Genomic DNA, 12364 nt, shown 5'->3' with positions numbered 1-12364 from the left:
TTCAATTTCCATCAAAAGCAAAGGAGTCAGCAAAAAAGGCGACCGTTTTTACGCGGGCGCCTTTCTGGTTTGATTGAATGCTTACAGCAAATCGTACTGCTTGAGCTTTTTGCGCAAGGTGCCACGGTTGAGGCCCAGCAGCTCACTGGCTTTGGTCTGGTTGCCCTTGACGTAGTTCATCACGCTTTCGAGCAACGGCGCCTCGACTTCGGAGAGCACCAGGTTGTACACGTCCGTGACGGAAGCGCCCTCAAGGTGGGCGAAATAATTGTGCAGCGCCTTCTCGACACTCCCACGAAGGGTCTGACCTTCTTCGCTCGGCGTGTTGAGGTGCTGTTTCAAATTGACGTTGTCGCTCACGGGTGCTGTTCCACTCACTAAAGTCTCGGTCATCATCGTCATGCGGCCACCCCCTCTCCATCCCCTGTTCCCAGGCTCTTGTCACGTTCGGCGAAGAACTCACGAACGGTGGCGACCTGTGCCTGCGTTTCATCCAAACGATTGAACTGAGCGCGGAATTCCTTGGCGCCCGGCAAGGTGGCGAGATACCAGCCGACATGCTTGCGGGCAATGCGTACTCCCATCACGTCTCCATAGAAGGCGTGCAGGGCGGCCAGATGCTCTAGCAGAATACGTTCCACCTCGATCAACTCCGGTGCCGGCAAGACGTCGCCGGTACGCAGAAAATGTTCGATCTCACGAAAAATCCATGGCCGCCCCTGGGCGGCCCGGCCAATCAACAAGCCATCGGCACCGGTGGCGTGCAGCACGCGCCGGGCTTTCTCGGCTGAGTCGATATCGCCATTGGCAAAGACCGGCATCGACACCGCCTGCTTGATCGCGGCAATGGTGTCGTACTCGGCTTCACCTGTGTAAAGGTCGGCGCGGGTGCGGCCATGCACCGCCAGCGCTGTAATCCCGGCCTGTTCAGCGATCTTCGCCACTGTCAGGCCATTTTTGTTGTCCCGGTCCCAGCCGGTACGAATCTTCAGGGTGACCGGCACATCCACTGCGGCGACAACGGCCTGCAGGATCTCGGCTACCAACTGCTCATCTTTCAACAATGCGGAACCGGCGGCCTTGTTGCAGACCTTCTTGGCCGGGCAGCCCATGTTGATGTCGATGATCTGTGCGCCCAACTCCACGTTGGCTCGGGCCGCATCCGCCAGCATTTGCGCATCACCCCCGGCGATCTGCACCGAGCGGGGCTCGGGATCACCTTCGTGGATCATGCGCATCCGCGATTTGCGGGTGTTCCACAAGCTCATGTCGCTGGTGACCATTTCAGAGACTACTAGACCCGCGCCCAAACGCTTGCACAGCTGACGAAAGGGCTGGTCGGTGACGCCCGCCATCGGGGCGAGGATCAAGCCGTTTGGCAATGTGTATGGGCCGATGCGTACCGCCGACATAGGACTTCCCTGTTGTGGGGCCGGATCATTAGAGTTCGAAAAAGGGTTGGCATGATACCCGCTCTCGATGACTGGATAAAGGCTGAATTGGATAAAATCTGAACAGTTATTTCTTTATCGCCGCTGGTTTGGTTGCGCAGCGCAAAGTCAATAATTTGCCGTCAAACCTCGGAGCCTGAGCCGGCTCACTCGGGCGAGTGAAAACTCAGGCTGTAATTCACGGCTTTATTGCCTGGGTCAAGGATGTCCAGGGAAATGTGGATCGGTGTCTGCGATGGCATTTCGCTCACGCCGGCCAATTCACCGCTCAGGTATTCGCCGGGCTTGAAGCGGCGACTGGCGATCAGACTGCCGTTCATGTCGGCAAAACGCAGTTCCAGCAACGGGAAGGGCTGGGAGAACGTTGCCCGGTTATAGATGATCGCATCCACCACCAGCGCCCCGGCAAACTCCGGGTTGCTGCGCACCACCAGGTTGCTGCTCTTGATATGGGCGATATCGACCCGCGATGGCACCGTGCAACCCAGTGACGGGCACAGCTGCTGGAACCATGGGCGGTAGGCATCCTGGCGGGCCAGGTCGTCGAATTGATACGCGATGTACTGGCCTGCCAGGCCGGCGGCGGCGATCAGCACCAGCAGCATCCAGATCAGGCGGCGGCCCCAGCCGGATGGACGCTTTTGTGCGTAAAGGTGCAGCGGGTCGTCTTCCAGGTCCTGGAGCACGTCATCGTGAACACTCACCTCGGGGCGCGGGCGTTTGCGACGCGGTTGCGGGCGATCGTCGGGTTCCGGTTCGTCCAGGGCCTGGGTCAAGGGCGTGAACGGCGGGTCGATATCGTCATCTTCAACGTGGGGTGCTGAGCGCAGTGGCGGTTCATCGTCGATGTCGTCAAGGCGAAACGACATGGAGGGTTCGGTGCGCTGACGTGTCGCAGCGGCCGGTTCCGGCTCGTCCTCGGGCGCTGGGGTGCGTTCCTCGGGCGGTTCACTGAACAGGCTGGCGGCCCACTGTTCTTCTTCGGCCTTGGCGGTGCCGCGGGTGGCGCTCAGGGCATCTTCCGGCTGGCGACGGTCGGCGGGTGCCTGGCGACGCTCCAGCTTGGCCAGTTCTTCATCCAGGTCCAGGTTGTCCAGGTCCAGTTCTTCGGCGTTCCACTGCTTCTGGCTGATGGCCCGTGGGGCCTCGGCGCTCGGCTCGGCGGCTTTCTCGGCGGCGGCCGGCTGCTCAGGCGCAGGCGCCTGGCCGCGCTGCTCCAGCAACTGGCGAGCGGCGTTGAAGACTTGCAGGCACGAGCCACAGCGCACCACGCCACGGGCCACACTCAGTTGTGCGTGGCTGACGCGAAAACGGGCTTGGCAGTGTGGGCACTGGGTGACGAAACTGTCGGTCATGCGGCCATCCGATTCAGGCAAGCGCTCATTCTAGCGCCGACGACCACTGATGCGTACCCAGCCATCACGGTTGGCGATCGGGTCCAGCTCGAAATCCTTGGCGTAGGCAGCGGCCACGTCTTCGCCTTGCTCGGCGAGGATGCCCGACAGCGCCAGGCGGCCGCCCGGCTTGACCAGGCTCGACAGCTGCGGCGCCAACGACACCAGCGGGCCGGCGAGGATATTGGCCACCAGCACATCGGCCTGCACCTGGGGCAAATCTTGTGGCAGGTAGAGTGGGAATTTGCCTTCAGCAATGTTATTGCGCCCGGCGTTGTCTCGGGAAGCTTCCAGGGCTTGCACGTCGATATCGGTGCCGACGGATTCCTTGGCGCCCAACAGCAGCGCGGCAATCGCCAGAATCCCCGAGCCGCAGCCAAAGTCCAGGACGTTGCAGTCGCTCAGGTCCTGGCCGTCCAGCCATTCCAGGCACAGCGCGGTGGTAGGGTGAGTACCCGTGCCGAACGCCAGGCCCGGGTCCAGCAGCAGGTTGACGGCATTCGGCTCAGGCGCGGCGTGCCAGCTTGGCACGATCCACAGGCGCTGGCCGAAACGCATCGGTTGGAAGTTGTCCATCCAGCTGCGTTCCCAGTCCTGGTCTTCGATTACTTCGCTGTGATGCTCCGGCAGCGGGCTGCCAGTGAGCAATTGCATATGGGCCAGCACGGCGGCGGCATCGGTGCCGTCTTCGAACAGGGCCAGCAGGTGGGTGTGGGACCACAGCGGCGTGGTGTTGAGTTCCGGTTCGAAGATCGGCTGGTCTTCGGCATCCATGAAGGTCACCGACACGGCGCCGACTTCAAGGAAAGCGTCTTCGTAGGTTTCGGCTTGTTCTGGGCTGATGGCGAGACGGACTTGCAGCCAAGGCATGGCGGGCACCTTTGAAAAATGAGTGTGCGACGGCAGGGTCGCGAAAGCGCGCAAGTTTACGCGAGCGGCGAGTTTGTGGCGAGCGGGCTTGTGTGGGAGCTGGCTTGCCTGCGATGCAGTCGCCGCGGTCTGTCTATGGCGATCGTTCCCACGCTCCGCGTGGGAATGCCGCCCAGGACGCTCTGCGTCCGTGACGCGGAGCGTCATAAGATGCATTCCCACGCGGAGCGTGGGAACGAGCATAAGAACAGGTGTGCCACAAACAACAAAGCCGCCCGAAGGCGGCTTTGTTGGGTGGAGCACTTACTGGTTGGCCAGCTTGTGTTCCAGGTAGTGAATGTTCACACCACCTTCGCAGAAGCCTTCATCGCGGACCAGATCCCGATGCAGCGGGATGTTGGTCTTGATGCCGTCAACCACGATTTCGTCCAGGGCATTGCGCATACGGGCCATGGCCTCGTCGCGGGTGGCGCCCCAGGTGATCAGCTTGCCGATCAGCGAGTCGTAGTTGGACGGAACCTTGTAGCCGCTGTACAGGTGCGAATCCACACGCACGCCGTTGCCGCCCGGCGCGTGGAAATGCTTGACCAGGCCAGGGCTTGGGATAAAGGTTTTCGGGTCTTCGGCGTTGATCCGGCACTCCAGGGAGTGGCCGTGGATCTTCACGTCGTCCTGGGTGAAGGACAGCACGTTGCCGGCGGCGATGCTCAGCATCTCCTTGACGATGTCGATACCGGTGACCATCTCCGAAACCGGATGCTCTACCTGCACACGAGTGTTCATCTCGATGAAGTAGAAGCGGCCGTTCTCGTAGAGGAACTCAAAGGTACCGGCGCCACGGTAATTGATGTCGATGCACGCCTTGACGCAGCGAGCCAGGACTTCCTGGCGCGCGGTTTCGTCCAGGCCCGGTGCCGGAGCTTCTTCCAGCACCTTCTGGTGACGACGTTGCAGCGAGCAATCGCGGTCGCCCAGGTGGATGGCGTGGCCCTGGCCGTCGGACAGTACCTGCACTTCCACGTGACGTGGGTTGGTCAGGTACTTCTCCAGGTAGACCATCGGGTTGCCGAACCAGGCAGCCGCTTCGGAGCGGGTCTGCTTGGCGGCTTCGATCAGGTCTTCTTCCTTGTGCACCACACGCATGCCGCGACCACCACCGCCACCGGCGGCCTTGATGATCACCGGGTAACCGACTTCGCGACCAATGCGCAGGGCGGTTGCCTCGTCTTCCGGCAGTGGGCCGTCGGAACCTGGAACGGTTGGCACGCCGGCTGCGATCATGGCGTCCTTGGCCGACACCTTGTCGCCCATCAGGCGAATGGTTTCGGCTTTAGGGCCGATGAAGGCGAAGCCGGATTTTTCCACCTGTTCGGCGAAATCGGCGTTTTCCGCGAGGAAGCCGTAGCCTGGGTGGATGCCATCAGCGCCGGTCACTTCAGCGGCCGCGATGATGTTCGAGACTTTCAGGTACGAGTTCGTGGCCAGTGGCGGGCCGATGCAAATGCTTTCGTCCGCCAGTTTCACGTGCATCAATTCGGTATCGGCCGTCGAGTAAACAGCGACGGTCTTGATGCCCTCTTCCTTACAGGCGCGCAGGATACGCAGCGCGATCTCGCCGCGGTTGGCGATCAGGACTTTTTGCAGTTTCTTCGCAGGTTTCAACATCGAAGGCGCTCCGCGGTTCAAACGATGGTGAACAGCGGCTGGTCGTACTCAACCGGCTGACCGTTTTCTACCAGGATGGATTCGATGACGCCGGCTTTTTCAGCCGTGATGTGGTTCATCATTTTCATCGCTTCAACGATGCAGATGGTGTCGCCCACTTTCACGGTTGCGCCGACTTCAACGAAGGCTGGCGAGGTCGGTGCCGGGGTGCGGTAGAAGGTACCGACCATTGGCGACTTGACCACGAAGCCGTTCAGCGCAGGCGCGGCCGGGGCGGCCGGTGCAGCAGCAGCCGGGGCGGCGGCAGGTGCGGCAGCCGGAGCAGGTGCTTGCATCTGTGGCGCGTAGAACTGTTGAGCCGGAGTCTTGCTGTGGCGGCTGATCCGTACGGATTCTTCGCCTTCCTTGATTTCCAGCTCGTCGATACCGGATTCTTCCAGCAGTTCGATCAGTTTCTTAACTTTACGGATATCCATGAATCATCAACTCCCAAGGGTCGGTCAGGGGCGCTTGGCCGGTTGTTCAAGTTGTTCCAGGGCGGCCTCCAGGGCCAGTCGGTAACCGCTGGCGCCAAGGCCGCAGATCACACCTACCGCTACGTCGGAGAAGTAGGAGTGATGGCGGAAAGCTTCGCGTTTGTGCACGTTCGACAAATGCACTTCGATAAATGGGATGCTCACCGCCAGCAGCGCGTCACGTAATGCAACACTTGTATGCGTAAAAGCGGCGGGATTGATCAGGATAAAGTCCACGCCTTCGCCACGCGCGGCATGGATGCGATCAATCAATTCGTACTCGGCATTGCTTTGCAGGTACAGCAAATGGTGGCCGGCTTCACGCGCCCGGCGTTCCAGATCAAGGTTGATCTGTTCCAGGGTCACCGCCCCGTAGACGCCCGGTTCGCGGGTGCCAAGCAGGTTCAGGTTGGGTCCGTGAAGAACCAGAAAGGTCGCCATCGGCTGTTCCTTGTTATTGATGTGGGTGCGTCAGAACCCGGCGACTATGCCGCAAAGCCTTTGTGACTGTCCAGTTCTATGCAGTAGGCGGCACGATTAGCGATGATTGCGCAAAATTTGTGACTGTGAGGCTGGATTTGGTCAGTGATTGATCGTTCCCACGCTCCGCGTGGGAATGCCGCCCCGGACGCTCCGCGTCCCGCTCTGAAGTCGTGACGCGGAGCGTCACAGGATGCATGACCACGCAGAGCGTGGGCACGATCTCGATCGCATTAGACGCGAAACGCCTGCACCGCAGTGTTCAGCTGCCCACCCAGTTCCAGCAAATGCTCACCCTGGCTACGTCCTTGGCCGATGCGCAGCAAATTATCCTCGCCCAGCTGGTGAATCCGCTCGCTGTTGTCACGAATCTCACTGACGGCGCCACTCTGCTGCGCGGTCACATCGGCGATGCGCACGGCGGTGTCGGAGATGGTCTGGATCGCCCCGACGATTTCGTCCAGCGCGCCGTCGGCCGCCTGAGCCTGCTGGGCGGTGGCTTCGGCGTGTTCGACCTGCGCACGCATGCCTTGCACCGACTGGTGGGCGGCGCTTTGCAGGCCGGTGATCAACCCCTGGATTTCAGCAGTGGCGCCCGCCGTGCGTTGGGCCAGGGTGCGCACTTCGTCAGCCACCACGGCAAACCCGCGCCCGGCTTCCCCGGCGCGGGCCGCCTCGATGGCGGCGTTGAGGGCCAGCAGGTTGGTCTGGTCGGCAATCGAGCGAATCACGGTGAGCACGCCGCCGATGGTGGCGGATTCTTCCGCGAGTTTCTCGATCATCTGTGCGTTTTGCTGCACTTCACCCACCAGCGCATGCAAGCCGGTGAGGCTCAGGCCGATCACCCGTTGGCCTTGTTCCACGGCCAGGCCCGCACTGCGGCTGGCACCCGCAGCTTGGCTGGCGTCGCCGGCCACTTGCTGGATGGTGGCTTCCAGCTCGCCCAAAGAGTCGCGGATCTGTGCGGTATCCCCCGCTTGGCGCTGCGCACCATCATGCAAGCCACTGCTCAGCTCGGCCAGGGCGCGACTGCTACCGGCGACTTCTTCGGCATTCCCGCGAATGGTGCCCACCAGGGCCACCAGATACGCGCGCAAGCGGTTCAGCGAGGCTTCAATATCGTGCAATTCGCGGTTGGTCTTGCCCAACGCAATCGGCTGGCTGAAATCACCTTCGGCCCAGGTCGACAGCGCCGGCGCAAGGTTGGTCAGCACCCGCGCCAGGCGCCGTTGCAGGGTGTCGATCAGCAGGGCAATCAACAGGATCAGGCCGATCATCACGCCTTGCAGCAGGCGGACTTCACCCTGGATCCTGGCGTGTTGGGCACGCACCACCGGCTCCAGGCCGGAGATGGCCTGCTGCACGGCAGTGATTTTCAGGTGGGTGGCGGCGGCCAGTGCGGTGCGTTGCTGGATTTGCTTGCGGGTACGCTGGAGTTCGGCGGGGTAGCGGGTCAACAGGCTGTTGAGTTCGCGCTTGAGGTCGACGCCAGTGTCCTGGGCTTCGGTTTTTGTGGTGTTTTCCAGGCCCATCATGGCGGAAAAATCATCGGCGCCGGATTCGCTGCTGGCCTTGACGCCCAGCAATGGCAATGCGGCCAACAGGTCCGCCTGGGTACGGATACTGGCGACTTCGCGTTCCACGTCATCGGCCAACTCCGCGCGCCCGCTGCTGACCAGCTTGTCGCGGGCCAGGGACAGTTTGCCCAGGTGCTGGGACGCGGCCAGCAAGGGCGGCAGGTAGCGAGCGGCGTCCGGTGCGTTGGCGCCCGTGGCGTATTGGCTCAGTTGCTCCAGGTTCGCGCCCAGCTCACGTTCGGCTTGCAGCAACAGGGCTTGCGGATCGCCCGCCAGTTTGCCGGCGGCGAGCAGCTCGGTTTTGCCGAAGGTATCCAGATCCACCAGGCTGGGGCGCAGGTTTTGCGCAAGGTCTGGCGGCAACTCGTCCAGATGCTGCAACAGGCTTTCCAGGCTTTGACTGGCGCTGCTCAAGCGCAGGGCATCGCCGCTGGACAGGTAGTCGTCAATGTTGCGCGCGGCCTGGTTCTGAAAGGTCTGCGACAGGCTCAGGTAGCGTTCCATCAGCAGATAAGGCCGTTCCAGTGCGCGTTGCGACCACCAAAGCGTGGCCCCAAGGGCCAGGCACACGGCCACCAGCAGAAGGGTATTGAGATTGGTCAGCAGCTTCAGGCGCATGCGTGGTTTCAACCGACAGCAAAAGATAAGTGCCTGAAGTTATTGCGTTTCCATTACAAAGTTATGACGGATTCGGTGAATTCCGGTGAAAAGGTGGCACTTTGCTTTGATGTGCGCGCGGCTTGCACGCGGTTGCGTCCTGCGTTCTTGGCGCGGTACAGCGCCTCGTCGGCCTGGGCAGCCATCATCAGGCTGTCGGAATCGTCGCACAGCTCCACCAGCCCGGCGCTGAAGGTGCACCACAAATCCTGCGGCTGGGCCGGGTAGTGAATCTCGGCAAAGCGCCCACGGATTTCGTCCAGCACCTTGCAGGCCGATTCCAGGTCGGTGTCGGGCATCACAATGGCGAACTCTTCGCCGCCGTAGCGGCCGATGTAGTCGGTCTTGCGCAGGCGCTGCTTGAGAAACAGCGCCAGGCTCTTGATGACGCGGTCGCCCATGGGGTGGCCGTGGCTGTCATTGACGCGCTTGAAGTGGTCGATGTCGAGCATTGCAAAGCTCAGCGGCTTGTTCTCGCGGCGGGCGCGGAAGCTGCAGTCTTCGAGCAATTGCAGGATGTGAGTGTGGTTGTACAGCCCGGTCAGGCTGTCGCGTACCATCCGCGCCTTGAGGTTGCGCGCCCGCGCCGCGCGGTTGCGCACGGTGGTGATCAGGTGGCGCGGCTTGATCGGCTTGGTGAGGAAGTCGTCGCCGCCTTCGCTCATGGCGTCCAGTTGTTTATCCAGATCGTCTTCGGCCGACAGGTAGATGATCGGCACACTGACGTAACGGTCGTTGTGGCGAATCACCTTGGCCAGCTCGGTGCCGGTGCAGGCGGGCATATACATGTCGAGGATGATCAGGTCCGGCTGGAAATCCGCCAGTTCGGCCATGGCCTGGATCGGTTCGATCAAGGTGCGCGTGACGATGCCGGCGCTGTTGAGCAGGCGCTCGGTGTGCAGCGCCTGGGCCCGTGAGTCATCGATGATCAGTACTTTATAGGGTTCGTACTGCGCGACGCAGGTCAGCACTTCGATCTTTTCCAAGAGGCTCGACGCTTCCAGGGTGCCGGTGAGGAACTCCTGGCCACCGGCGCGCACCGCGGCCAGGCGCGTTGGCGTGTCGGTTTCATGCAGGCTGAAAAACAGCAGCGGCAGCTTTTGCTCGAGGCCTTCCTGGGCTTCGGCGGCCAGCTTGAGGCCCAGGCCCGCGCCGCAGAAGTCCACATCCATCACGATCGCCGAGGGCAGACGCTCGGCCAGGGAGGCGCGAAACGCCGCCACACTGGCCAGGGACTGGGCGCTCATGCCGAAGAACTCCAGCTGCTTGGCCAGGCGTTCGGCGCGGTCGTGATCGGCCAGCATCACGTAGATGGGCTTGCGCATCGGTGGCAGAAAGGTTTGTTCCAACTGGTCGCCCTGACGCAGGCCGGTGCGGGACAGGCGTTGCATCAGGCGGTTGAGTTCGGTGATGACCTGGCTGCTCAGGCGGCCGCGATTTTCGTCCACCACCTTCAGCGATTCGCCGATGTGCCGCGCCAGTTGGCCGTGTTCCGGCTGTTCGAAACGCTCGGCAAAGCGCAGCAGGCGCAGGTTGGCTTCGCTGAGTTCGGACAAATCGGTGTTCGACCATTCGCTGCGTTGCAGGCGTTGCCAGATCTCAAGAATTTGACGTGCCTGATGAATTACCCGCTGGGCAAAATGGTGCTTGAGACGCTCACGGCTGGGGTCTTCTGGCTCGGTCATATCCTGACTACTAGTGAGGGTGCATGCTGAGGTCGACTGATGGCTCTATGCTAGCACCTCTTTTCTGTTGCATGAGTGTCATACGTCAATTAAGTACACGTCTTGGGTATTCATTTATCGACTCAATGGTCGCGCTGCGTAAAAAGCGTGCATCCTTTATAGTCGAACGCCTCCCACCTGCCACTTTCGGTTAAAAGCCCCGCGCCGATGGGCACGATGGGGTAGGGTTGTGGTCGGAGTGTTTGACCGCACCCGGACAATTGACGTGCATGAACTCAAGTGATTGAAAGGATATCGCCATGCTGGACTGGAAAAACCGTGCAGGCAGTGCCAAAGGCCCCGCCCCTGAGCCAAAGTCGACCCAACGCGGCTACTTTCGCAACCTGCTGATGAGCAAAGCGCTGCTCAGCGTGCTGGCCTTGTACCTGTTGGTCACCGGCGGCCTGGGTTGGTACTGGAGCGAAGAGCCGGCGCTGTTCCCGGTCCAGCAAAACGCCCAGCTTGCCGCCGAGAAGGAAGGCAAGCAGATGGTGATTGGCTACACCACCGTCGAAACCCTCAAGACCGTGGTCGGCACCTTGCTGAACAAGCCCGGTGGCTACATTTCCAACGACCGTTTTCCGCCAGGCCTGTGGATGGACAACATGCCGAGCTGGGAATACGGCGTGCTGGTGCAAGTGCGCGACCTGACCCGGGCCCTGCGTAAAGACTTTGCCCGTTCGCAGTCGCAGTCGGCTGAAGACGCAGATTTGGCCAAGGCTGAACCGCGCTTCAACTTCGACAACAAGAGCTGGGTGCTGCCGTCCAGTGAGTCGGAATACCAGGAAGGCATCAACTCCCTGAGCCGCTACGAAGCGCGTCTTTCCGACCCCAATCAGAAGGGCGCGCTGTTCTATGCCCGCGCCGACAACCTGAACAACTGGCTGGGCGATGTCGCCACGCGCCTGGGGTCGTTGTCGCAACGTCTGTCGGCCAGCGTAGGCCGGGTAAAATTGAACACCGCACTGAAAACCGAAGCCCTGGCGCCGGGTGAAGTGCCGCAGGTCGATGAAGAAGTGGTGGAAACCCCATGGATGCAGATCGACAACGTGTTCTACGAAGCCCGTGGCCAGGCGTGGGCCTTGTCGCATTTGCTGCGTGCGATTGAAGTCGACTTCGCCGACGTGCTGGCCAAGAAAAACGCCACCGTCAGCGTGCGTCAGATCATTCGCGAGCTGGAAGCCTCGCAGGAACCGGTATGGAGTCCTATGATTCTTAACGGCAGTGGCTTTGGCATCCTCGCCAACCACTCGTTGGTCATGGCCAACTATATTTCCCGGGCAAACGCTGCAGTTATAGATTTGCGTCAGCTCCTCAACCAGGGGTGATGATGGACGCTACTCCCAACGAGGCCGCACACCGTGTGGCCTCTGATGCTGAACTGATCTGCTGGGTCGACGAGCAGGACAACCTGCTCGGTCACCTCGTCAGGTCCGACCTGCGCCAGCGCGGCCTGATCGGCCGTTGCACCTTTATCTTTCTGTTCAACACCGCCGGTGAGCTGTGTGTGCACCGACGCACCCTGAGCAAAGCCCTGTACCCCGGTTTTTGGGATACGGCGGCAGGTGGCATGGTGGCGGCGGGCGAGAGCTACGCGGTGTCGGCTGCTCGTGAGTTGGAAGAAGAACTCGGGGTGGGCGGTGTGGAATTGGTCGAGCATGACCATTTTTACTTTGAGGACGGTGATAGCCGGTTGTGGTGCACATCTTACTCGGCAGTGTGGGATGGCCCGCTGTGCTTGCAGCCCGAAGAGGTCATGGAAGCGCGGTTTTTGCCCCTTGAAACGGTCCTGCAGGAAGCTGAACTCAAGCCTTACTGCCCGGATGCTCAAGAGGGCCTGCGGCGCTATCTGGCCTCACGTCGCTAAAGTTGCATAAATTGGCGCTATTTGGCCCTTAGCAATCGGGCTTTTTGCCGTTACACTGCGCGCCTTTTCACCCGAACCGCCTTGGCGTTTCGGTAGCGCTGCCCCTGCCTGAGTGGGGCTTCGCGGTCGGTAAGTTGCCTTAGCGAATACCGATCAGTCTTTGT

11 protein-coding genes are annotated in these 12364 nt (G+C 61.2%); 2 read left to right on the top strand and 9 right to left on the bottom strand.

The window, feature by feature from the left end; genetic code table 11:
* Positions 1 to 81: 81 nt before the first annotated feature.
* From fis to BFP92_RS18730, 9 genes are all read right to left on the bottom strand, one after another.
* Positions 82 to 402: a DNA-binding transcriptional regulator Fis gene (gene fis / locus BFP92_RS18770; RefSeq protein WP_003221275.1), complete on the bottom strand. Its 321-nt coding sequence runs from the start codon at positions 400 to 402 to the stop codon at positions 82 to 84.
* Entirely contained in the window at positions 399 to 1412 is a 1014-nt protein-coding gene (gene dusB, locus BFP92_RS18765) for a tRNA dihydrouridine synthase DusB (RefSeq protein ID WP_056860459.1), read from the bottom strand. Before dusB ends, fis begins: the two co-directional genes overlap by 4 nt.
* 185 nt (positions 1413 to 1597) lie before the next feature.
* Positions 1598 to 2806, bottom strand: a complete 1209-nt coding sequence (locus BFP92_RS18760; RefSeq protein ID WP_065930613.1) for a DUF3426 domain-containing protein — start codon at positions 2804 to 2806, stop codon at positions 1598 to 1600.
* A 30-nt stretch (positions 2807 to 2836) separates the two neighbouring features.
* A complete protein-coding gene (prmA, locus tag BFP92_RS18755) occupies positions 2837 to 3715 on the bottom strand; it encodes a 50S ribosomal protein L11 methyltransferase (RefSeq protein WP_065930612.1) in 879 nt (292 codons plus the stop codon).
* 303 nt (positions 3716 to 4018) lie between these two features.
* A complete protein-coding gene (gene accC / locus BFP92_RS18750) occupies positions 4019 to 5380 on the bottom strand; it encodes an acetyl-CoA carboxylase biotin carboxylase subunit (protein ID WP_017136745.1) in 1362 nt (453 codons plus the stop codon).
* 17 nt (positions 5381 to 5397) lie between these two features.
* Positions 5398 to 5856, bottom strand: coding sequence for an acetyl-CoA carboxylase biotin carboxyl carrier protein (gene accB / locus BFP92_RS18745; protein WP_065930611.1), 459 nt, complete (start codon positions 5854 to 5856; stop codon positions 5398 to 5400).
* A 24-nt stretch (positions 5857 to 5880) separates the two neighbouring features.
* The gene (aroQ, locus tag BFP92_RS18740) at positions 5881 to 6336 is read right to left on the bottom strand and encodes a type II 3-dehydroquinate dehydratase (protein ID WP_056860456.1); all 456 of its coding nucleotides are present in this window, start codon (positions 6334 to 6336) and stop codon (positions 5881 to 5883) included.
* Positions 6337 to 6608: 272 nt separating this feature from the next.
* Entirely contained in the window at positions 6609 to 8570 is a 1962-nt protein-coding gene (locus BFP92_RS18735) for a methyl-accepting chemotaxis protein (protein ID WP_065930610.1), read from the bottom strand.
* Between the two features lie 53 nt (positions 8571 to 8623).
* Positions 8624 to 10294: a response regulator gene (locus BFP92_RS18730; protein ID WP_065930609.1), complete on the bottom strand. Its 1671-nt coding sequence runs from the start codon at positions 10292 to 10294 to the stop codon at positions 8624 to 8626.
* Positions 10295 to 10593: 299 nt separating this feature from the next.
* Between BFP92_RS18730 and BFP92_RS18725 the strand changes: the two genes are divergently transcribed.
* Positions 10594 to 11661, top strand: a complete 1068-nt coding sequence (locus BFP92_RS18725; RefSeq protein WP_017136740.1) for a DUF2333 family protein — start codon at positions 10594 to 10596, stop codon at positions 11659 to 11661.
* Positions 11662 to 11663: 2 nt separating this feature from the next.
* Positions 11664 to 12200: an NUDIX hydrolase gene (locus BFP92_RS18720; RefSeq protein ID WP_065930608.1), complete on the top strand. Its 537-nt coding sequence runs from the start codon at positions 11664 to 11666 to the stop codon at positions 12198 to 12200.
* Positions 12201 to 12364: the final 164 nt, after the last annotated feature.

The organism is Pseudomonas sp. 58 R 3, assembly GCF_900006605.1.
In the GTDB taxonomy this organism is placed as follows: Bacteria; Pseudomonadota; Gammaproteobacteria; order Pseudomonadales; family Pseudomonadaceae; genus Aquipseudomonas; species Aquipseudomonas salomonii.
This window is presented reverse-complemented; position numbering and strand designations above follow the sequence as displayed.